Below are 21,634 nucleotides of genomic sequence, written 5' to 3' on the forward strand. Positions count from 1 at the left end.
CTGGAGTTATCTAAATTAGGCTCAATACTTGGTAGTTTTCTACGGGTGTTTGGTTTAAGTATTGCCGCAAGGATAGATAATTGTAAGGTGTGTCGCGGAACTAAGAATCCCCGCACTTATAGGGCGGGGAGTGTCAAAGAAACATCGTCCAAAGGATATCAAATACGGTTGAGTTATCTGTGTTTTGTGGATTCATAGCCTTTAATTTTCTCTGATTAAAGCTGTGTTTTAGGTAAATCTACGCTTACGGATTCAACAAACCCCCTACTAAGATAAATCGTTGGCGTTCACCACCTGCCACTTTTTTATTCCAAGGGGGACAAACAGGGGTCACGGATCACGGGTTATGCTGCCACTTCTTTACAAAACTAAACATCTTTTTTGCAAATAAGGGGTGACACCCCTCACCCCCAATAGCTATAATTATGCTTAGTAGATGCACCCTGATAATCTAGAGAGTTGCTTAGGTGACTCTCTTTTTTTTTGTCTTTTGTCTTTTGTCTTTTGTCCTTTGTCCTTTGTCCTTTGTCTTTTGTCCTTTGTCAATGGGAAATTCTTAACGCATTCGTCTCGCCGCGATCGCAAGTCGTCTCAGCTTGATCAAACTGACGGTAATGCAGAGTCCAGTTAATCGCCAGTAGGTTAAAGCCGTTACCCGCCAATAAGGATCACCCTGATCTAGACATTGGCGACGATCCAGTAAAATATCATGTAGCCAATCTTGGTATTCCTCCCACTCTTGAGGTGCTTTTGTGGCAAGGGTTTGAGCAATCCAGTCAGCCAATTTAACATCCCCTTTAATCATCGGAGAAGCATCGGTTTTGACCGATCGCCTAGTGATCCGGCGATGTTGTCGGTAAGCCAGAAAACTCACGGTGAAGCTGAGGATCACTAACCCGATACTTAATCCTAATGCGACATAGCTGGGTAATCCCAGCCAGAAAAGCGCGATCGCTCCTCCACCAATAGCGATATAGACGGTAAATTCAACAGCCAGATAAATCAACGCTTTGGCGATCGCTTGTACACTACGCCAGATCAAACGTACTATTTGCGGAACGACGCGGCGGCGGTGACGGTTTCGGTGCATCATATTAGAGTTCTCCCAGTGCAGGTTGCAAATGGTGTAAGGCGGTGAGGAATTGTTGCTTTTTCTCCAAGGCTTGCAAGCCAGAACCTGTGATTTTGTAATAACGTCGGCGTGCGCCTGTGGTTTCCTCCGGCGCTTCATCACCCCAGCGAGAGGTAACGAAACCCCGCTTTTCCAGTTTTCGCAAGGTGGGGTAAAGGGAACTGAAGCCAATGGTGCGTTCACCGTTGCTAGCTTGCGCGATCGCACTCATAATCTCCAATCCATAGCGTTCTCGATACATCAGCGCATTCAGGATCGACTCTTCAATTAACGTCAGATTCAGCGTGTCGTCTTTGTTGCGAGTAGCCATCGGGTCATCCCTTCTATATTCATAATTTAATTATATATTCACTTTTTGAATATAGGGTGAGTGCGCCGTTCGTAGTAGGCGCTTCAGCGCCTCTATAGTTAGCGCCGTCTATAATAAAGCCAGCTTTCATAAACGCGATCGCGATGAGAGTCACCACAGCCAAATGGACAATAGACGAGTATCACCGGATGATTGCGGCGGGGATTTTAGATGATCGGCGGGTAGAACTACTCCAGGGAGAAATGACTGATTCAGGTGAGTAAACACGTAAAGGTTTAAATAGTTCGCCATGAAAGTTCAATCGGTCGAGTTAAAGTATTTCAAGAAATTCAGAAATCCGCCTGTATTTGATTTTACTGATTCAGAAACGGGTTTGGCACGAGATATTATTGTCCTAATTGGCATGAATGGTACTGGGAAAACCAGTCTTTTACAGGCAATTGCGGCGACGCTGGGAGTAGCAACTGGGCGATTACAAAAACTTACTGAGTTAGATTGGGTAGGATTTAATTATGAATTGCTAGGAAATAACTGGGGTCGATTTGAGCCAGAGGTAACTCTAAAGGTACAATTTTCAGCTCAAGAACTCCATGCTGTTCAGGAGTTTCATCAAAAATTACAAGAAATGGGTTGTCATTTACCCGTACCTCCAGCAGAGGATTACCTAGCAACTTTGAGATGGCAAGGTGAGCGAGTCCAAGCAGATACGGCGGCTCAATTGTTCCAATTTAAAGGACGAGACTATGCTAAACAATTGCTTCGCTCTGAAGGGTTTCAGGCGTTTGAACAAGTGGGTACAGTCTTTTGGTATACCGAACAAAGAACATCAACAAGTTTAACCACTGAAAATACGGATAAAAAACTTGAAATAACTGAAAATATTTTACGCGATCGCCTATCAAAATGGCGTCAGTTCCATCAAGATATTGAAACAGGTAGAATTAAGCAACTACGTCCAGGACAAAAAGATGTGTATGCTGAAATTGAACGAGCTTACCAGAAGGTTTTTCCCGAACGTAGTTTTGAAGGTCCGGTTCCTCGTGAGAATATTGATGACATCCTGAGTGAACCTTGGTTTTATCTCCACGATAGCAAAAACCAGTATGAAATTTCAGAAATGTCTGGGGGAGAGCGGGCTATTTTTCCCATATTAATGGACTTTGCAAATTGGAATATTCATAATTCAGTCATTTTGATTGATGAACTTGAACTACATTTACATCCGCCAATGCAACAAGCATTGCTGAGAACTTTACCTAAATTGGGTAAAAACAATCAATTCATTATCACAACTCACTCTGATTATGTCGAGCAATTAGTACCTGAAGCACATATTATTCGATTAGGAGTGTAATTGTGAGTGTCGTTGATAAGGTTATTTTCTGTGAGGGGAAACAAACCAGTTTAGATATCAAACTTATTGATAGGTCAGCAAGAACGCTGACAGACTATGAAGCAGTACGATGGGCATTGGCTGATGTAGCGAAGCCGAGTGTGGCGCGATCGCACCTTAAAACAACTTGGAAAAAAAATAGCGGTGAACTTCCGGCTGATTTAGGTTTACAACACAGTGAAGCTGAAGCTAAAAAACTAATTCAGACGTTCAGAGAAGCTGTTGATCAAGTCACCCAAGACAGATTTGAGGAAAGTTTAGGTATCTATCAGGCTAAGTTTAGCCAAGACGAATTTTGGCAACAGAAGCAGTACATGATCTGGTTTCATGGCAAAGATCTGCAAAAAGCGATGCAGCAGCAAGAATCTCAATACATCTCTTTAAAAAACTTTTTTGCTTGGGCAATTGAGCAACTTGATATTACTCAATATCCTGATTTAATGGAATTACAAACAAAAATTGAGAACTTATAGCATTATCTCAAGATAGCGCGTTTAGCGTTCGGGAACGATATCAATCATAATTTCCGCCCAGTCCAGGATTTTGCTAGACTTCAGATGACTTCGTTGGTATTCGTATCTCCAGCCATGACAGCGACTCCAGTACCATCCCAATCCCTCAGCGCGATCGCACAAGCCACTCGCCAAGCGGCGCGACAGTTGGCGGTTATGTCCACTGATACCAAAAATCAAGCCATTGAAGCGATCGCGAAATCCTTAGAAACCGCAGCACCGGATATCTTGGCGGCGAATATTGCCGATTGCCAAGCCGCAGAAGCGGAGAGTATCCCTAAACCCCTGTACAATCGCCTCAAGCTGGATGAGACAAAACTAAACGCCGCGATCGCGGGAGTGCGGGATGTAGGGAAGTTGACTGATCCCATTGGCGCCATCCAAATTCATCGGGAACTTGATCCGGGATTAGTTCTCAAGCGTGTCACTTGTCCCCTGGGAGTCTTAGGCGTTATCTTTGAAGCACGTCCTGATGCAGTGATGCAAATTACCTCTCTGGCGGTAAAATCGGGGAATGGCGTGATTCTCAAAGGTGGGAAGGAAGCAGTACGATCCTGTGAAGCGATTGTTAAGGCGATTCACAAAGGATTATCCACCAGTTCAGTTGATCCGGCGGTGGTGCAACTCTTAACCACCAGAGAGGAGACGATGGCGCTATTGCAATTGGATGACTACATTGATTTAATTATTCCCAGAGGATCGAATTCCTTTGTTCGCTTCGTTCAAGATAATACCCGAATTCCGGTATTGGGTCATGCTGATGGGATATGTCATGGTTATATTGATCGCGCGGCTGACTTGCAAAAAGCGGTAGAGATTACCGTTGATGCGAAAACCCAGTATCCAGCGGTATGTAACGCGATAGAAACGCTACTGGTGCATCGTGCGATCGCGCCTAGCTTTCTTCCCCTAGCTGCAAAAGCCTTGAAGGAACGGCTGGTGGAACTCCGTGGCGATGAAGCGACTTGCCAAATGATCGATTGTTCAGCCGCCACAGATGCGGATTGGTCTACAGAATACAATGATTTAATTCTGTCGATTAAAATAGTCGATTCCTTAGAAGACGCAATTAATCATATCAATCATTATGGTTCTGGGCATACCGACGTTATTGTCACCGAAGATACAGACATTGCCCAGATATTTCTCAATCAAGTGGATGGCGCGAATGTTTTCCACAACTGTTCGACTCGGTTTGCGGATGGGTTCCGTTATGGGTTTGGCGCGGAAGTCGGAATTAGTACGAATAAGTTACCGCCCCGTGGTCCTGTAGGATTAGAAGGATTGGTGACGTATAAATATCAAATGACAGGTCAAGGTCAGGTGGTTGCGAGTTATAGTGGCAAGGATGCTAAATCCTTTACCCATAAGGATTTGGATTGAAGGAAACCTAAACCTAATCAGTGTTTCATCTTTAAAGCAACAGAAACGCGATCGCAATGGCAATCACCACAGTCAAATGGACAATAGACGAGTATCACCGCATGATTGCGGCGGGGATTTTAGAGGATCGGCAGGTGGAACTACTCCAAGGAGAAATTGTCGAGATGTCACCAGAAGGAGAACCCCACGCCTACTTCAGTAGTGAAGCTGGGGAATATCTGATGCGGCGGTTAAGCGATCGCGCAATGGTTCGCTTAGCCAAGCCGATTACACTCCCAAACAACTCTGAACCTGAACCCGATATTGCCATTGTGCAAAGATTGGGGCGTGAATACCTAGAACACCACCCTTATCCAGACAACATTTTTTGGTTAATTGAGTATTCCGAGTCTAGTTTAGAGAAAGATTTAGAGATAAAACTTAAAATTTATGCTCAAGTTGGTATTTCTGAATACTGGGTTGTTAACCTAAAAAGAAGACAACTTATTGTATTTCGAGATCCCCAAGATGGAGAATACGCTTCCCGATCGACGCTAACGGGAGGAAGAATTTATCCCCTAGCGTTTCCTGATATAAGTATATCCGTCGATTCTATTGTCAGTCGGTAGATCAAGCCCTATAGCCATTCCATAATTTATTCAATTGAGTGAACAAATAAGGAAAGAAAGTATCAGATTCATGTCATTTGTCCTTTTTTATTGATTTTATGCCTTGTTAGACTACTGCTGTTTTCGTATCGCACGGGCAATCAACGGGGCTTTCTTCTCTAATCCTGTCAACGTTAAATCCCCATCCAGATACAACTGATACCACTGTTGACGTTGGCGAATCACTCTTTCATCATCCTGTAGGTGTAAGCGTTGTAGTGTGAATTCTGCCCTTTTTCGTTCCGATGGTGGTACTTTGTCCGTTACAACTAATTGTAAGGAGGGTAGAAGAATCTCAAACCAATCGTCCCCAACTTGAAACGGATCAAGAATTTGCTCATCTACGGTTCGTTTGCTACTGTTAATCCACTGTGCAGCATAACGATAATTGCTCCACTCATAAGCGAGATCAGGAGAATTTTTAAAGGATCGATAGTGATCAACTGTTCCAATAGGTTCATACATGGCTGAGTAGCCACAAAGATGGTTAAAGCCATTGGCTAAGTAACCTTTAAAAGATGACCAATAATCCTTTGGTCTTTTTGCCTCTGGATTTTTAGCTAACCAGTCATTGCCAGGTTGTCTGGCTTGAGCATCAAAATTAGGTGGTTCAGGAGGCATCAGAAAGGGAATCATGCTTGCCGTTTCTCCATTGTGACAATCCAACGGGGAAAGAAAGGATCATGTCCAGGTAGAAGATGCAGTAGTTGTTGGTGAATTTTATCTTTAGTTCTCAAATAGTCAGGAAATTTGCTCATATCATCGTGTCGCATCCAGGCTTCCGCCGCTTCTATGGCTTGTTCAGCTGGCTTTGAACGAGCCTGCTGAAGCCCAAAAATTTCCGAGGTTAGCCATCCAACACTATCACCTTGCTTTGTCCAAGGGATTTCATCTAAGGTTACTTTTTCACCTTGTAACTCGAACAAAAATAAACGATCGCGTTCCTCTTGGAAAATGGGTTCAACAGATGCTAAGACAAGGGGAGAGTGAGTAGTAATTAGGAGCTGGACGTTTAAATTTTCTCGAAATCCCTTAATTACCTCTAGAATGGCAGGTAAAATTGTCCGTTGCCAACGAGGATGGAGATGAGACTCTACCTCATCCATGAGAAAAATGATTTGATTTGATGCTTTGTTTTGACGCAGTTGTGAGGCTTTGTTATGTTCATACCATGTCCAAACCAGTAAGTAAGCCAATCCCAGAATCCGCTTCATGCCGTTTGAAACATGAACGATAGGCACATTTCCATAGGGAAGGTTAACTGTTGGAATATCGCGGACATCTTCTACAGAAATTCTGGTGGGTTCTCCAGGTTCTATCCATTCTCCTGGATGGGGGGCAAGTTTGTGGATAACCTGAGAGAGTAAATTAAATTGGGTTTGATCAGGCTGAATTTGCCACTTCACCCAATCATCAATTAACCCATTACAAAGCACTTTTTCACCTGATCGTAAACCGTTCCATAGCGTGTTGGCAGTAAAGTTATAAGCCGTATCCCGTTTTCGATCCCGATCAAAAACAGAAAAACTACCATCAGCACGAGCGTAAATGACAATTCCTTTAAAAGAATATGGTTTTGGCAGCTTACGCCATTTTTGCTCATCAAAATCGAAAGAGCTATGATAGTCCTGATTATTTGAAGCGGTTGGACTGTCTACGTGACCAATGATTTCAGGTTGTCCTTGTCTTTGGGGATAAGCCGGTTGCTCGATCCAGTTTCCGGTTAATGTCCACCAAGCAATGTCAAGTAGAAAGGTTTTTCCTAAGCCGTTATCCCCTGTGAAAATATTCAGCCTTTCAGAAAATTCTACATCAAATTCAGGGGCGGGTCCTACTTGCTTGAGATGTAATTCTTGCAACATTAATTAGATAGTCCCTTTTCTCGCCACTGTATTTTCACATCATTTTTAGTAGAGACGCGCCATGGCGCGTCTCTACATCAACCTATTTTTTGGTACTTTTGCGACTTTTTGAGGATTTTGAGGATTTTGATTTTTTGGAACGGCTGCTGGCTTTTTTCGCGGCTAAGAGTTCTAATGCCTTTTCTAGGGTAATCTCCTCCACCGATAAATCCTCCGGGAGTCCCGCATTGGTTTTACCATGCTTGATGTATGTTCCATAGGGACCCTCGTAGATATTGACGGGTTCTTTATCCTCTGGATGTTCCCCTAATTCCTTCAAAGGAGTCTTGGATTTGCTGCGACTACCCCCCTTGGATTTTTTCGGCTCAGACAAGAGTTCCAATGCACGTTCCATGGAAATTGTCAACACATCGTCGCCTTTTTTCAGGGAACGATAATCTTTGCCCTCTTTCCCCTGGTTGTGAACAACATAAGGACCAAAGCGCCCCAATCCCGCCTGAACTTTGCCCCCAGTAGCGGGATGAACGCCTAAGGTACGCGGAAGCGATAATAAACCCAGCGCCATGTCTAAGGTGACATCTTCCATGTTCACCCCTTTGGGTAAAGACATCCGCTTTGGTTTCTTATTCTCCTCCGAGACTTCACCCAGTTGGACATAAGGACCATAACTCCCAATTAATAGATAAATCGGTTCGCCCGTTTCGGGGTGCAGTCCCAGTTTTTCTGGTCCCTGGGTTTTTTGCTTGAGGATAATTTCGACCTGTGCTGCATCCAGTTCCGAGGGGGTCAAGTCTTGGGGAATGGAGGCGGTGACGGAACCCTCGCCATTTTCGGCTTCGATGTAGGGACCAAATTTACCAATGCGAACTTTAACATCCAGATTTTCCAGTTCTACACTCCGGGCTTCATTGGGATCAATTTGGTCTTCCCGTTCGCGAACTTGGGTTTCTAAGCCATTGTCACCTCGATAAAATTTCTCCAGATAGGGTAACCATTCGGCTTCTCCGGTGGAGATTTCGTCGAGGGTTTGTTCCATTTTGGCGGTAAAGCTGGTGTCTACCAAGTCCGGGAAATGTTTCTCTAGTAAACTGGTGACGGCAAAGGCGGTGAAGGTGGGGATGAGGGTCTTTTTTTGCATTTGGGCATAGCCCCGGTCGATAATCGTACCGATAATGCTGGCGTAGGTACTAGGGCGCCCAATTCCTTCACTTTCTAGGGTTTTGACCAGGGAGGCTTCGGTGTAGCGCCCTGGGGGTTGGGTTTCATGACCGATGGCTTCCAGGTTTTTGCACTCGGGATGATCTCCAACGGCTAAGGCGGGAAGGACGACTTCTTGGTCTTCTAAGGCGGCGTCGGGATCATCGGAACCCTCCACATACGCCCGCAGATAACCGGGAAAATCGATACGTTTGCCTGTAGACCGAAATCCGGCATCTTCGACGTCTAAATCTACGGTAATGTGGGTTTGGCGCGAGTCTGCCATTTGGGTGGCGACAGTGCGCTTCCAAATTAACTCATACAGTTGCAATTCACGACCCGATAGTCCAGTATCTCTGGGGGTACGGAATGTGCTTCCGGCGGGACGAATCGCTTCGTGGGCTTCCTGGGCGGCTTTACTTTTGGTGCTGTACTGACGCGGTTTCGGGCTGAGGTATTGCTGACCATACATTTGTTCGACGCAACTCCGGGCTGCCGCGATCGCTTGTGCGGATAAATGCACCGAATCCGTCCGCATATAGGTAATATACCCCTGTTCATACAAATTTTGAGCCGTCCGCATCGTATCTCGCGCCGATAGGCTTAATTTGCGGTTGGCTTCCTGTTGCAGGGTGGAGGTGGTAAATGGGGGGGCGGGTTTGCGGGTGACGGGGCGTTCATCTAGGTTAGTCACCGTCCAGGTTTTGTCCATTAGACGCGCCTGCAAGTCTCGCGCTTCGGCTTCATTCAGCAGGCGCACATTCCGCCCTGGGATAATTTGCCCGGTGTTGGCGTCAAAATCACTTCCGGTGGCTATTTTTGTCCCGGCTAGGGTGACAAGTTTGGATTCAAAGGGAGTGTTGTCTTGGTCTAAAAGGGCTTTTAAATCCCAATAACTCCCTTGACGGAACGCACGGCGTTGGCGTTCTCGATTCACCAGCAGCCGCACGGAAACGGACTGAACCCGACCGGCTGATAATCCCCAGGCGATTTTTTTCCACAGTAGAGGCGAAAGGGTATAGCCCACCAATCGGTCTAAAATTCGGCGGGTTTCTTGGGCGTGTACCAGTTGGTCATCAATATCCCGACAGTTTTGCAGGGCGTCACGAATGGCTTCTTGAGTAATTTCATGAAAGACCATGCGTTTGCAGGGTACTTTGGGTTTGAGGACTTGCAATAAATGCCAACTAATGCTTTCCCCTTCCCGGTCTTCGTCTGTGGCGAGTACCAACTCTTCGGCGTCTTTTAGGGCGTCTTTGAGTTGTTTGACAACTTTCTTTTTATCTTTGGGGACAACGTAGATGGGTTCAAAATCCGCCTCTACATTGACCCCCAACTGCGCCCATTTTTCTCCCTTGACGGCTTCGGGGATCTCACTAGCCGATTGAGGGAGGTCACGAATATGACCCATTGACGCTTCTACTTGATAGCCCGAAGGCAAGTAGTTGCGAATGGTGCGGGCTTTGGTGGGAGATTCGACGATGACGAGGGTGGTCATGGGAGTCCTCAAAATAGCAGCCTAGCTGAATAGTCTAATCTAAGTCGTTTATGCAGGGTATCAAGTCATTGATCCGTAATCAGAGAGTTTGAACCTTTTCCTTCCTTCAAGAGAACCGGGTGCGTGAGTGCGTAGGGGCGGGTAATGGGACTTTCTTGTCGCTATTGATGGTAACGTTTGTACAAAACCCGCCCTGACCGATTCTTCACGTCGCTCAAGGACATGGTTTTGAGTGGGAGTGATGTTCATGGGTGTTGGCGTATGCGGTGCATGATGGCTAGGTTAGGCGGTTGGTGCATCCCCAAAGTCGTAATTAGCAGGGCTATGCCTGAAATACAGTCCCAGTTAGTCCCATACTACGCTACTGCTTTGGGTCGATCATCTATAACATGTCTCTTCTTCTCTTATATATCCCATCTCAAGAGTAACTGCACTTTTTCCAGAGGGAAGGTGGGGAAGATGGGGAAGGTGGGGGAGATGGGGGAGATGGGGAAGATGAGGTTGTAGAGACGTTCCGGTGGAACGTCTGGAAGATGGGGAAGATGGGGTTGTAGAGACGTTCCGGTGGAACGTCTGGGAGATGAGGGAGATGGGGAAGATGAGGGAGATGGGGAAGATGGGGGAGAAAATGTAATCTGGCGGATGATTACACTGTCAATTCCACAAATATCGCACATCATATAGATAGATCTTTAGCCGATCGCACTCCCAATCGTCAGTTGCTAGATCTGCCTCGATCAGGAGTCGGATCGGCATTGCCCACCCGACATCACATCCTTTTTAACTGACGAGGGGTTTGGGGAGCTATAAGTCTCACGCCATAATCTTTGATTTGGCGTCGAGATGCCTTCACTCCCCAAGTCTATTTTGGGGTTCGATACACCCAAAATAGACATTTACTGTAACTTGTTCTTTGCAGTAATATAGGTTATAATTAATGCATGATAACTCTAAACTATACCTATCGAATTTATCCTGATGCTCTCCAAGTCGAATCACTAAACGAGTGGCTCGAAACCTGTCGTAATGTTTATAATTACGCTCTTAGAGAACTCAAGGATTGGATTTCTTCAAGAAAGTGTCCAGTAGATAGATGTAGCTTAGAGTCAGAATATATTATTGCTGCTGATTACCCTTTTCCTGGATACCAGCAACAACAGAACAATTTACCTAAAGCCAAAAAAGATTATCCAAGACTGAAAGCAGTACCTTCTCAGGTATTGCAAACAACCATTAGGCGATTGCATGACGCTTGGGACTTTTTCCAAAAGCGGGGTTATGGATTTCCAAGATTTAAAAAGTATGGGCAAATGAAGTCGATACTTTTTCCTCAATTCAAGGTAAATCCAATAACGGGATGGCAAATCAAATTACCCAAGCTAGGAAAAGTACAAGTCAATCTCCATCGACCGATTCCTGATGGGTTTATTGTCAAACAAGTCAGGATACTTAAAAAAGCTGTAGGTTGGTTTGCTGTAGTTAGCATTCAATCTGATATTTTCATTCCTGAACCTGTGCCGCATGGTCACTTTATTGGGGTAGATGTTGGATTGAATAGTTATTTAGCAACCAGTGATGGTTTCGTAGAACCAGGACGTAAATTCTTCAAGGATATGCACCGTAGGCTAAAAGTGCTACAACGCAGGTTATCCAAGAAACAAAAGCGTTCTAAAAACTATGAAAAAGCCAGACGCCAAGTAGAAAGACTGCACAACCATATTGCATTCAAACGGAAAGACTATCAGTACAAAATGGCTCACAAGCTGTGTGACATGGCGGGAACTATCTTCTTAGAAGATATTGACTTCCGAACTATGGCAAAAGGGTTTCTAGGTAAACATACAGTTGATGCGGGGTTTGGTCAGTTCAGAGACATTCTTTATTATGTTGGGAAACAGCGGGGTGTCTATATCGCTGAAGTTGACCATAAAGGAACATCCCAGACTTGTCCTAATTGTCGCATTGAGGTCCCAAAAGAACTGTCTGATAGATGGCACAGTTGTCCAGAATGCAAATATGAAGTTGATAGGGACATAGCTTCGGCACAAGAAATCTGTAATCGGGGTTTTGAACAACTGAGTACCCAGGGACTCTGGGGGAAAGAAATTGGCTGTCAAGTCGGGCTGTCGGGGGCATTTTGCCTAGATAAGTGGCGCAGGGCAGCAATGTCTAACAGCGATGTTGGAAGCCTACACCATAATCTTTGATTTGGTGTAGGAGGATGTCACCAAGGGGCTAAAGTTAACGCTTCACCCGTGAGACTAAAGGCGCGAACTTCGGTAATTTTTACCTTAACTAACTGTCCTTTTAATTCATTAATATTCCCGCTAAAGAACGTCAACCGATTCCCCCGCGTGCGCCCCATCACTTGGCTGGAATCCTTGGGATTTTGGTCTTCGACGAGAACCTCTTCAATCCGCCCGAAATACCGTTGCGATCGCGCGGCGGCTTTGGTGTTCACTAAATGGTTGAGCCGTTGTAGGCGATCGCTCTTTACCTGCTCACTACTCTGATTCTCCCACAGGGCGGCGGGTGTACCAGGGCGAGGTGAGTAAGCGGCGGTGTTTAATTGGTCAAATTCAATATCTTCCACCAGTTTCAATGTATTCTCAAACTGTACCTCGGTTTCTCCGGGAAAGCCGACAATCGCATCCGCACTAATCGACGCATCGGGCATATAATCGCGAATCGTATCAATAATTCGGCGATATTTTTCCTGGGTGTATCCCCGCGCCATGGCTTTGAGGATATCGTTATCCCCGGATTGGAAGGGAATATGGAAATGTTCGCAAACCTTGGGCAATTCCTTACAGGCGCGAATTAATCGTTCGGTGAAATAGCGGGGGTGACTCGTGGCAAACCGAATCCGCTCAACTCCGGGGACATCGTGAACATAATAGAGTAAATCTGTCAAGGTGTGCTGATGCCGTCCCGATTCAGTCACGCCCGGTAAATCTCGCCCATAAGCATCAATATTTTGTCCTAGCAGGGTGATTTCCTTATACCCTTGGCGTCCTAATTCTGCCATTTCTGCCCGAATCGCCTCTGGGGTACGGGATTGTTCCACACCGCGCACATTGGGGACAACGCAGTAGGTACAGCGTTCGTTACAGCCGTAAATTACATTCACCCAAGCGGTAACGGTGCTATCGCGGCGGGGTTTGGTAATGTCTTCGACGATATGGATGGGTTCAGTGGCGACAATTTGGTTTCCGTCACCGACTTGTTCGAGTAAGTCTCTCAGGCGGTTAGCGTGTTGGGGTCCCATGACTAAATCCAATTCTGGGACACGCCGCAGCAGCGCTTCTCCTTCCTGTTGAGCTACACATCCGGCGACAATTAAGGTAAGGTCTGTTTGTTCTTGTTTGCGTTTTGCCTGTCTACCCAGGTAGGAATAGACTTTTTGTTCGGCGTTATCGCGAATCGTGCAGGTGTTGTAGAGGATTAGGCTGGCGTCATTGGGGTCTTCTGACCACTCAAATCCCATATCCTCTAAGATACCAGCCATGCGTTCCGAGTCGGCTTTGTTCATTTGGCAGCCGAAGGTGGTGATATGGTAGCGACGGGGAGAGGTGGTCATGTTAAGTCGTAGGGTTTTGATATTGCGTACAGACTTTTATTATAAGTTTTGGCTGATGATGGCATGAGTATCCCATCTCCAAGAGCGATCGCACAAGTTTGTAGTCGGGGCTTTAGCCCCGTTCCAAAAGCGATCGCGCTAACCTAGTTCATAAATCGTTTGGGCGGTGTACGGTACATCCTTGTGTTTTTTTAACGCAGAGGGACGCAGAGGTCAACGCAGAGGGGCGCAGAGGTGTTTATGATGGTTTGGGGTCAGATTGTTTATTTTATTATTTTACAGGTCTATGTGGTATCGCGGCGTAAGTCCTGAAGTTGTTTGACCGTCTAAGCTAAGTCAGGTTTGAGTTTAATGCTAGGGTTTATAGTCATCAAGTTGAGATTTTTTTATGACATCTGTATCGATTGAACTTCCCAAAACTGTATTCTCTGCACTGAGGAAGAATCCTGATGAGTTTGTCCAAGAGATGCGAATAGCCGCTGCTGTAAAATGGTATGAACTGGGGCAAATATCTCAAAGTAAAGCCGCTGAAATTGCTGGAATAACTCGCGCTGAATTGATTAATGCGTTGTTTCGGTATCAAGTGGATTTTATGCAATACACGGCTGAGGAGTTGGCAGAGGAGAGTAATTCATCTGCATCTTAGTTGTCACTGTATCTGGCGCAACGAAGGGAGGTAACTTGTTAGTGGCAGATTAGGAGATTGAAAGATTTTGTAGGGGCGGGTTTCACGACTATCTTTTCGGTTGCACCCAGATGTAACTAAACCCACCCCGACTCAGGTGTCTAAACTTGCCATGAAACGTTCGCATCTGAAGGGGTAAGCGGGTTGGTGAGTCTTTAAGCTGTCATGCATTTAAATTGGGTATTAGTAGCGAGCAAGATGCTCGCACTACAAGGATTGCACCATTATTGACATTAAGGTTTAAATGCCGAACAGCTTAGATTGTGGCTGACGAGTTTCTATGTGTGGTTGACGAGTCTTTGAGTCTGGAACAAGTCCTCGCGAACCGCCTAAACGACTCAATCAACATAATCCGCCTATCCTAAGCTGTCATGCATTTAAATTGGGTATTAGTAGCGAGCAAGATGCTCGCACTACCATCCTTTCGTCATTATTGACATTAAGGTTTAAATGCCGAACAGCTTAACAGGTAAAATAGCAAGAAATGGGAAAGGAACTTCAGCTTCAGCGTGAATCGAGACACAATCGGAACTTGGATTATCCGTTGTCGGGAACCCGCAACATCCCTTCTTCAATCGCCGCCCAGGTTTTGGGCGATACCCGCACGGCTGATTCCTTACATTGAACCATCAGTAAATTGACATAGTAATAGTTTGAAATTGCCTTTGATTCTGTTTCAGATAAAGTTATTAATTTTGGGCTTAAATTAAAACCTTTGAGATAAATATGTAATATTTGATCAGCCAATGCTCGATATTCTTCCAAGGGTTTATTCTCGTTGATTACTTTTGTTTTTAGGGCTTCTAGTCTGGCAATAAAGACAGTGATATTGTCATTTTTAAAAACTTTAAGTTCTTTCAGTTTGTCGGCATGATCGATAGCTTCAGTAATAATCTGGATGTAGGCATTGGCTGTGATGAGAATGTAGGAATCAGTGTTGGCTAGGGCGTTGGCTTTGGCTTTGGCGTAGGCTTTGGTTTTAAGTAGGGCGTTGGCTAGGGCGTTGGCTAGGGCGTAGGCGTTGGCGTAGGCTTTGGCTTTGGCGTAGGCGTAAGCGTTGGCGTTAGGGTTGGCGTTAGGGTTGGTGTAGGCTAGAGCGTAAGCTTTGGCTAGGGTGATCGCGATCGCACGTTTTGCTACAGGATTCATATTGCTTTCAGAATCAGCCGTTATCCAATCTGCCCAACGTAATAACGCTTGTAACCTGGGAGTATTAATATACGTTTGCGCTTTTTTTTCCATCAACAACAACAACTCATCTGCCCCACCTCGCATCAATCCAGAAACCAACAAAAATACCTCTCGCCAGCGCTCATCGCTAAGATGTTCCTTGACTAACTTATCAATTTGGCGATGATCATCAATATATTGCGCTGTCAAATATTCCTGAAGGGTTAAGTGAGAAAACGAGTAAACCCCTTCTGCCCGTTGGACTAATACCCCATGTTGTTTTTCAATTGACTTTAAAACCGCTTCCCCATCAATCAATGTTTCATCGGGGAGCATTTCTGCCAAAAGTTTCTCAATCTGATCCGCAATTTCCCGTCTGGGTAAAAATAAATGATCTGCCTGAAACGCATCATGGGCAATTTCCGACAGCATCATCTCCTTGCGTTTCGTATCTAATCCTTTATAAACGTCATCTTTAAACACACCTTTTTCTGCTGCCCATTCTTCCAGTAATACGCGCAATGCTCGTTCATACAGCGTAGCGCGGTTGGTAGGGAATTTGCGGGAGCGCTGATAGAGTAAACAGACTAACGTCAGCAACAATGGTGTTTGGGTGAGTTCCTTCGCCGCTTTATTGTCTTCATGATTAAGCTTTTGCCAACACTCTTGACCTATTTCTGGCTCACGCCCAAACCAATTGCTAATAAAATTTTCAATCTGAACATCATCAAACTCTGCCATTGCCACATCGGTAAAGCGGCGGAAGTTGTGGCGATAAGCAGCAACCCGACAGGAAGCAATAAAGCGATTCTTATCATGTAAATCGACAAAGTTCTGAATATGCTGAATTACCGGATTCATTCGCTCTGTTGGCACTTCATCCAATCCATCCAATAAAATCAGCAGTTTCCCTTGTTCCAAGGCTTTAGCGGTAAATTCCTGGGGAGAGGGAAAACCACAGATACGGAATTCTTCAGCAATTTTATGTTCGATATCAATATCACCCTGGTTAAACGTCTTGAGTTCAATTAATACCGGAATACAAGCGTGTTTAAACTGTCCCTTCTTTCCCTTCAGCGCTTCCAATCCCATGCGGCGCAAGAAGGTAGATTTTCCCGCACCGGGGCTTCCTAACACCATCAAATACTGCTTTTGATTCGCCACCTTAATTCCGGGTTGCTTGGGACAATCTTGAGACTGAAAACTCCGCTGTTTCGCTTTCCGATAGATAAGTTCCAGGGTTTCAACGGATTCAAAACTCTGAATCGCGGCGTCATCCAAAAATTGCACCGTTGTATAAACTGATTCCAAGGAAACAGGTTCTCGCATTCCCAAGACTTTCAGAATGCCATGACGTTCTGTATAATTCTGTGCATATTGCCGAGACGCTTTAAAAATCGCTTGTTTGGCTTTTTCATCCAGAGTTTTGCCAAATAATCCCAGAACTTTACCCCCTTGTCCCCAGAGGGTTTGGAAAACGGGAACAGCGATTCCGCTAATCGCTTGAGCGATGAGAGCTTCAGATCCAGTCATGGCGGTAAGAATGCGTAGCTAGGGGAATACTATACAGGTTAACAGAGTTTGTAGTAAGCGCTAAAGCGCTTCTGGCACTAAAGTGCCTACTACGAACCAAGGCTGGAATCCCTACAGTTTTGGTTTAACCACTAGCGCCACTATCAACGCAGGTGTACCACCAATTAACCCGATAATCAGCCAACGGCGGAAATCAAACCCCTTGCGTCGAGCGAGAAGCGCCGCGATAATACCGATGATGCAGTGAAGCGTCAACAATAGATAAGGATTGGGTTCTAGTGGTAAATTAGACAGCAAGGCAACTCCTCTAAATCGATGCGACGGATATCCAGTTGTTATCAACAATAGCAGATTTTGTCACTAAGGCTTTCACTCGAAAAGGCAGCATAAAAAACGCCTTATTTACACTTCACTTTGTTTAAAGGCATGATTTTTACGTTTTACTCTGCTCTCCTGGCTTCGGGTCATTTGGTCGGGCGAAAAAGTCAACCATAATCGATTGTTTGTCTTGAACCTCCAGTAAAATTACTGAATAGGCGATTAATTCGTCAATCGCTAAACAAATGACTCCTAATAATACCAGAAACATTCCGGTAATAAATAGAAAAATTGGTACTCGTTCCAGTAACGTTATCCCCATAAAAAAATGCAGGGCAATAGCAAATGAGGTCAGCACAAAAAAAACTACGGCTAATGTATCGCAGAGGGTTGAATTCCGCACATACCAGGCTCGGCGCAACAGATTATTCAGTTGATGTTCTAAGCTTAAAAAGCGAATATCTTCTCCGGAATCGAACTGTCCTTGGTGCGTTAACTCCCTGGAAAGGATTCTTCTCTCGTTGTTCAATAAGCGGATGCGATTTAATAAGGAAGACTGTCTCGCATTTAATCCCAAAAAAAATAATCCACTGGAGGAAATCATCACAGCAGGCGCAAGAATAGCTTGAATGACTTGAGTGACAGTGAGAGACATTTGATCCATGATTTTCCTGGGTGCTACCTAGCTAAATCTTGAGCAGTATAGCGCAGGATTGCCATTGAATGCGATAGTCAGAGGAGATACATTATATCAGGAATAATTTTGTAACCCACGTTACAGGACGTTTGTAGTAAGGGCTTTAGCCCTAAATTAGTCGGGGCTTTAGCCTTACATGAGAAATGGTGCGTTACGCTTACATGAGAAATGGTGCGTTACGCTTCGCTAACGCACCCTACAATTGGACGACGATTGGACGACAATTTGCTGGGTGGAAAAGGGTATTTACTCTGCCATCGATTGCAAAGGTAATATAATCGTAAACGTTGTCCCTTTGCCAACTTCACTTTCAATTGTAATCAATCCCCCATGCAAATCCACAGATTTTTTAACAATGGCTAATCCCAAACCTGTTCCCTGAATTGTGCCAACATTACTGGCGCGTTGAAACGACGAGAAGAGTTTTTTGATATCCTCTGGGGGAATGCCAATTCCCTGATCTTGAATATGGAAAATCGCCGATTCCCCTTCACAGGTTAACTCAACCTTCACCTCACTCCCTTGGGGAGAATGCTTAATCGCATTAGAAATTAAGTTGTTCAAGATATGCTGTAACAGTTTCTCATCCATTTGAACATTACGACAGTCGCCATGACTGACAAATTTAATCGAATGCTGTTGACTGATACTCATTTGCAGGGTGTCTACAATGTCCTGACAGAATCCGATTAAATCCATTGAGGCTGGCTTAAACGTTAGTTTTCCCGCCTCAGCTTTACCGATTGTTAGCACATCATCCAATAACTGCTTCATCCGGCTAACCGCGATTTGAATGCGCTGATAATGAGCTTTTTTCTTTTCATCTGTTAACTTTTTACTGTAACGCTCTAAAAGTTCTGACGATGAAAGAATTGCCGTTAAGGGGGTGCGGAATTCGTGAGACACCAAGGAGACAAAACTAGAGCGCAGTTCACTCAGTTCTCGTTCCTTTTCCAAAGCTTTAATGATTTCCGCTTCTGCCTGTTTAAACGGTGTAATATCTCGTCCAACTCCCTGAAACTCGACAATATTCCCCTGATTATCAAACATCACTCGCTCAGTCCATTGTTGCCAGCGAATCTTATTGTCTGGCAAAATGACCCGGTGTTCGTAGGTGACGATGGGCTGTTCAACGGAAAGGGTTTTAAATTGCTGGTTAACAAACTCCTGGTCGATGTCGGGAATCTGGGGTTTAAAGCGATATCCAATTAATTCGGAGCGTGGTTTGTTGAAATAGTGACAGTAAGCATCATTAACAAAGGTGAATGTACCATCGGCTTTAAACCGACAAATCAATTCGGTTTGATCTTCAACAATGGCTCGATAACGTGCCTCACTTTGACGCAGGGCTTCCATGGCTTGCTTGCGTTCGGTGATATCCTCGATCATGGCTAAGGTATAGAGTACGTCACCTTGTTTATCGCGCAAGGCGATGAGGGTTAAATTCACCCAGACTAAATCTTTATTCTTTTTGATATAACGTTTTTCCAGTTGAAAGCTGTCAATCTCTCCGCGAATTAACTGCTGCATATAAGGAATTTCCAGCGCCAATTCGTCGGGGTGGGTAATATCCTTAAAGCTGAGTGCCATGACTTCGGATTGAGTGTACCCCAGCATGGAATAAAATGCCCGATTTACGCGAATATAGCGATCATTTAAGTCTGCTAATGTCATGCCAATGGGCGCTTCATCAAATACCCGACGAAACTGTTGTTCGCTATTGCGTAATTCGGCTTCGGTTTGCTGATGCTGAAGAATTTCTGCTTGTAGTTGCGCGTTCGTCTGCTTGAGTTCGTGAGTCCGTTCCTCAACTCGCTGTTCTAAATCCCCCATCGCCGCTTGCAGTTTGGCTTCTGCTTGCTTACGATCGCTAATATCCCGACCTTCAGCAATTAAGAGTTCGATCTCGCCGTTTTCTTTCCGCAGGGGTTTGAGGGAAAAGTCAATCGTGATCACGGACTGATCGGGGGCTAAAATATCAGCTTCGTAGCGAATTGTTTTTCCGGTTGCGGCTTCCGCGATCGCGGTTTTTAATTGCTGTTGAGTTTCGGCAGAAATTGTCCAGCATTTTAACTGCCAGAAGGGATACCCAAGCACCTGAGAACTATCCAGTTGGCAAAAGTCCATAGCCGTCTGGTTATCAGCAATGACATCCCCCTCTAGAGTGAGCAAACTAGATAATTGAAAGGTTTGATTGAAAACCGCCCGAAATCGCCGTTCACTTTCTCGCAGTTGGAATTTGGCTTGCTGACGACTTAAGGCGTTGGCAAAAATACCGCCAATAATTTGTAATAAGGAGAGGTTATCGTCTGACCAAGTTTTTTCGGCGTTCACCGCAGAACACCCTAAATATCCGATGAGATGATTGCCTTGGGCGATGGGAACAATGGTAACAGATTTAGCCCCGGTTAACTCCAGCGCTTGTTTCAGGGAATTGGCTTCGGGGGGTAAATCGGTGAGATGGGAAATTTGAATCGCTTCTAAGTTTCTCAGCTTTGCCATTCCCCAAGGGTAAGAGGCGGTAGGAAAATCATGCCATTGCGGTTGGATGGAACTCACGCCCGGTGCAACCCATTCCTGGATGATACTGGCTGTGGCAGCGTCTTCTGAGAATAATGCCATGTAGGTGCGATCGCACTCGCAAAATTCACCGATTTTTTCTAGGGTGTGCTGAATCGCCTCATCAATGCCATCAGAGGACAACTGGATGAATTGATCGGATAGGCTAGTGATTAACTGCTCAAACTCGATGCGTTCTTTGAGCTTGGCTTCTATGTGCTTGGTTTCGGTGATATCTTGACCAACACCATACAACTTACCATCATCCCCTGGAATGAGTTTCCACGCCAGCCAGCGATAACTCCCGTCTTGGTGGCGAATGCGATGCTCACATTCAACCGCCTCGGTTGAGGTAAAATAGGCGATGGTGCGATCGCGATCATCGGGATGAATCAGTTCCCAGGAAGCGTGCGATCGCAACTCCTCCTCTGTCCAGCCCAAAACCTTTTCCCAAGCCGGATTCAGCGGCTGCCAATATCCCTGTTTGTGCCATATTCCGAATAAATCATCCGATACGCTTAAAAATAAAGTTTGAGTGAATTCCCTGTTGGCGGGTTGATCCATGGATTCACTAGGCGTTTGAAAACTATTCATTTTAATTTGGGTTGTAATCCCTCTGGACGACGGCAAACGATAATGTTTAGATGCACCCCTCTTAATTTTCAGTATAGACACGTCATACAGAAGCCAAATATTGTACTATACCAACACCAGACCTGGGGAGACTCCCAGCATTGGTGTCAACATATCTACTTTACCGAAAAATTGGGTATAAAGCCTTGTCCTTTAGGACGACTTTGTTTTCTAATTAGCTTAGAGGAAAGGGTATTAAACCTCTATAAAAACCTGGGACCGAGAGGCATCGCACCTTGAAAACTATTCCCCGTATTTCTTTAAAAAAGGTTTACATAAATTCATATATTTGCGTTTATACTAAACATTAAGACTGTTACATTAACGCAAGCATAGACCTTCAGGGAAAAATTTTCCTACCCGTTCACCAAAGCAGGGAGAGTAACCGTTCCGAAAAACCTATACAGGACTATGCACACCTAAGCATATCTGGACTTGCGTCGGAACGTGCAGACTGAGACTCACCGTAGTCTACGTTAGACGGGTCACGACACCTTGATATGAACGCCAGTATCAGGCTCTGTC

The 21,634-nt window shown here is 45.0% G+C and carries 18 protein-coding genes and 1 pseudogene; 8 read left to right on the forward strand and 11 right to left on the reverse strand.

Annotation, left to right across the window (positions count from 1 at the left end):
- Nucleotides 1-198 (forward strand): hypothetical protein (locus RIG27_RS13075; RefSeq protein WP_446345738.1); only part of this gene is annotated, 198 nt, incomplete at its 5' end.
- A 358-nt stretch (nt 199-556) separates the two neighbouring features.
- On the opposite strand, the gene RIG27_RS13080 is transcribed toward RIG27_RS13075, so the two are convergent.
- Both RIG27_RS13080 and RIG27_RS13085 read right to left on the reverse strand, forming a co-directional pair.
- Complete coding sequence (locus tag RIG27_RS13080; protein ID WP_446345740.1) at nt 557-1,093, reverse strand: hypothetical protein; 537 nt, start codon at nt 1,091-1,093, stop codon at nt 557-559.
- Nucleotide 1,094: 1 nt separating this feature from the next.
- Nucleotides 1,095-1,442 (reverse strand): PadR family transcriptional regulator, encoded by a 348-nt coding sequence (locus RIG27_RS13085; protein WP_446344363.1) that lies wholly within the window; start codon nt 1,440-1,442, stop codon nt 1,095-1,097.
- Between the two features lie 143 nt (nt 1,443-1,585).
- Here RIG27_RS13085 and RIG27_RS13090 point away from each other — a divergent pair.
- From RIG27_RS13090 to RIG27_RS13110, 5 genes and pseudogenes are all read left to right on the forward strand, one after another.
- Nucleotides 1,586-1,693, forward strand: a pseudogene (locus RIG27_RS13090) (Uma2 family endonuclease); the annotation flags it as partial.
- A gap of 38 nt (nt 1,694-1,731) precedes the next feature.
- Nucleotides 1,732-2,796, forward strand: coding sequence for an AAA family ATPase (locus RIG27_RS13095; protein ID WP_446345742.1), 1,065 nt, complete (start codon nt 1,732-1,734; stop codon nt 2,794-2,796).
- A 2-nt stretch (nt 2,797-2,798) separates the two neighbouring features.
- Nucleotides 2,799-3,308: a hypothetical protein gene (locus RIG27_RS13100; RefSeq protein ID WP_446345744.1), complete on the forward strand. Its 510-nt coding sequence runs from the start codon at nt 2,799-2,801 to the stop codon at nt 3,306-3,308.
- 114 nt (nt 3,309-3,422) lie between these two features.
- On the forward strand, nt 3,423-4,730 hold the full coding sequence (locus tag RIG27_RS13105; RefSeq protein WP_446345766.1) for a glutamate-5-semialdehyde dehydrogenase: 1,308 nt from the start codon (nt 3,423-3,425) through the stop codon (nt 4,728-4,730).
- Nucleotides 4,731-4,786: 56 nt separating this feature from the next.
- Nucleotides 4,787-5,338: a Uma2 family endonuclease gene (locus tag RIG27_RS13110; protein WP_446345746.1), complete on the forward strand. Its 552-nt coding sequence runs from the start codon at nt 4,787-4,789 to the stop codon at nt 5,336-5,338.
- A 111-nt stretch (nt 5,339-5,449) separates the two neighbouring features.
- On the opposite strand, the gene RIG27_RS13115 is transcribed toward RIG27_RS13110, so the two are convergent.
- From RIG27_RS13115 to RIG27_RS13130, 4 genes are all read right to left on the reverse strand, one after another.
- Nucleotides 5,450-6,013, reverse strand: a complete 564-nt coding sequence (locus tag RIG27_RS13115) for a hypothetical protein (protein ID WP_446345748.1) — start codon at nt 6,011-6,013, stop codon at nt 5,450-5,452.
- Entirely contained in the window at nt 6,010-7,239 is a 1,230-nt protein-coding gene (locus RIG27_RS13120) for an AAA family ATPase (RefSeq protein WP_446345750.1), read from the reverse strand. Before RIG27_RS13120 ends, RIG27_RS13115 begins: the two co-directional genes overlap by 4 nt.
- 82 nt (nt 7,240-7,321) lie before the next feature.
- Complete coding sequence (gene topA, locus RIG27_RS13125; protein ID WP_446345752.1) at nt 7,322-9,934, reverse strand: type I DNA topoisomerase; 2,613 nt, start codon at nt 9,932-9,934, stop codon at nt 7,322-7,324.
- A 404-nt stretch (nt 9,935-10,338) separates the two neighbouring features.
- A complete protein-coding gene (locus RIG27_RS13130; protein WP_446345754.1) occupies nt 10,339-10,614 on the reverse strand; it encodes a hypothetical protein in 276 nt (91 codons plus the stop codon).
- Between the two features lie 261 nt (nt 10,615-10,875).
- On the opposite strand from RIG27_RS13130, the gene RIG27_RS13135 reads away from it, so the two are divergent.
- Nucleotides 10,876-12,141 carry an RNA-guided endonuclease InsQ/TnpB family protein gene (locus RIG27_RS13135; RefSeq protein ID WP_446344341.1) on the forward strand — a complete coding sequence of 422 codons (1,266 nt, stop codon included), beginning with the start codon at nt 10,876-10,878 and terminating at the stop codon, nt 12,139-12,141.
- Nucleotides 12,142-12,158: 17 nt separating this feature from the next.
- Here RIG27_RS13135 and miaB read toward each other — a convergent pair whose 3' ends face one another.
- The gene (gene miaB, locus RIG27_RS13140) at nt 12,159-13,514 is read right to left on the reverse strand and encodes a tRNA (N6-isopentenyl adenosine(37)-C2)-methylthiotransferase MiaB (RefSeq protein WP_446345756.1); all 1,356 of its coding nucleotides are present in this window, start codon (nt 13,512-13,514) and stop codon (nt 12,159-12,161) included.
- A gap of 388 nt (nt 13,515-13,902) precedes the next feature.
- Here miaB and RIG27_RS13145 point away from each other — a divergent pair, with 388 nt between their 5' ends.
- Entirely contained in the window at nt 13,903-14,160 is a 258-nt protein-coding gene (locus RIG27_RS13145) for a UPF0175 family protein (RefSeq protein WP_446345758.1), read from the forward strand.
- 576 nt (nt 14,161-14,736) lie between these two features.
- Here RIG27_RS13145 and RIG27_RS13150 read toward each other — a convergent pair.
- From RIG27_RS13150 to RIG27_RS13165, 4 genes are all read right to left on the reverse strand, one after another.
- Entirely contained in the window at nt 14,737-16,902 is a 2,166-nt protein-coding gene (locus tag RIG27_RS13150) for an NACHT domain-containing protein (RefSeq protein ID WP_446345760.1), read from the reverse strand.
- A gap of 111 nt (nt 16,903-17,013) precedes the next feature.
- The gene (locus RIG27_RS13155) at nt 17,014-17,199 is read right to left on the reverse strand and encodes a hypothetical protein (protein WP_446344331.1); all 186 of its coding nucleotides are present in this window, start codon (nt 17,197-17,199) and stop codon (nt 17,014-17,016) included.
- Between the two features lie 136 nt (nt 17,200-17,335).
- Entirely contained in the window at nt 17,336-17,884 is a 549-nt protein-coding gene (locus tag RIG27_RS13160; RefSeq protein ID WP_446345762.1) for a DUF2721 domain-containing protein, read from the reverse strand.
- 279 nt (nt 17,885-18,163) lie between these two features.
- Nucleotides 18,164-21,070 carry a PAS domain S-box protein gene (locus RIG27_RS13165; protein ID WP_446345764.1) on the reverse strand — a complete coding sequence of 969 codons (2,907 nt, stop codon included), beginning with the start codon at nt 21,068-21,070 and terminating at the stop codon, nt 18,164-18,166.
- Nucleotides 21,071-21,634 lie beyond the last annotated feature (564 nt).

It is taken from the genome of Coleofasciculus sp. F4-SAH-05 (genome assembly GCF_040222985.1).
GTDB classification, from domain to species: Bacteria; Cyanobacteriota; Cyanobacteriia; order Cyanobacteriales; family Coleofasciculaceae; genus Coleofasciculus; species Coleofasciculus chthonoplastes.

Coding starts and splice junctions, on each gene's coding strand:
- RIG27_RS13080 (WP_446345740.1), bottom strand. CDS start 1,093: ATGATGCACCGAAACCGTCACCGCCGCCGCGTCGTTCCGCAAATAGTA.
- RIG27_RS13085 (WP_446344363.1), bottom strand. CDS start 1,442: ATGGCTACTCGCAACAAAGACGACACGCTGAATCTGACGTTAATTGAA.
- RIG27_RS13095 (WP_446345742.1), top strand. CDS start 1,732: ATGAAAGTTCAATCGGTCGAGTTAAAGTATTTCAAGAAATTCAGAAAT.
- RIG27_RS13105 (WP_446345766.1), top strand. CDS start 3,423: ATGACAGCGACTCCAGTACCATCCCAATCCCTCAGCGCGATCGCACAA.
- RIG27_RS13110 (WP_446345746.1), top strand. CDS start 4,787: ATGGCAATCACCACAGTCAAATGGACAATAGACGAGTATCACCGCATG.
- RIG27_RS13115 (WP_446345748.1), bottom strand. CDS start 6,013: ATGATTCCCTTTCTGATGCCTCCTGAACCACCTAATTTTGATGCTCAA.
- RIG27_RS13120 (WP_446345750.1), bottom strand. CDS start 7,239: ATGTTGCAAGAATTACATCTCAAGCAAGTAGGACCCGCCCCTGAATTT.
- topA (WP_446345752.1), bottom strand. CDS start 9,934: ATGACCACCCTCGTCATCGTCGAATCTCCCACCAAAGCCCGCACCATT.
- RIG27_RS13130 (WP_446345754.1), bottom strand. CDS start 10,614: ATGATGTGCGATATTTGTGGAATTGACAGTGTAATCATCCGCCAGATT.
- RIG27_RS13135 (WP_446344341.1), top strand. CDS start 10,876: ATGATAACTCTAAACTATACCTATCGAATTTATCCTGATGCTCTCCAA.
- miaB (WP_446345756.1), bottom strand. CDS start 13,514: ATGACCACCTCTCCCCGTCGCTACCATATCACCACCTTCGGCTGCCAA.
- RIG27_RS13145 (WP_446345758.1), top strand. CDS start 13,903: ATGACATCTGTATCGATTGAACTTCCCAAAACTGTATTCTCTGCACTG.
- RIG27_RS13150 (WP_446345760.1), bottom strand. CDS start 16,902: ATGACTGGATCTGAAGCTCTCATCGCTCAAGCGATTAGCGGAATCGCT.
- RIG27_RS13160 (WP_446345762.1), bottom strand. CDS start 17,884: ATGGATCAAATGTCTCTCACTGTCACTCAAGTCATTCAAGCTATTCTT.
- RIG27_RS13165 (WP_446345764.1), bottom strand. CDS start 21,070: ATGAATAGTTTTCAAACGCCTAGTGAATCCATGGATCAACCCGCCAAC.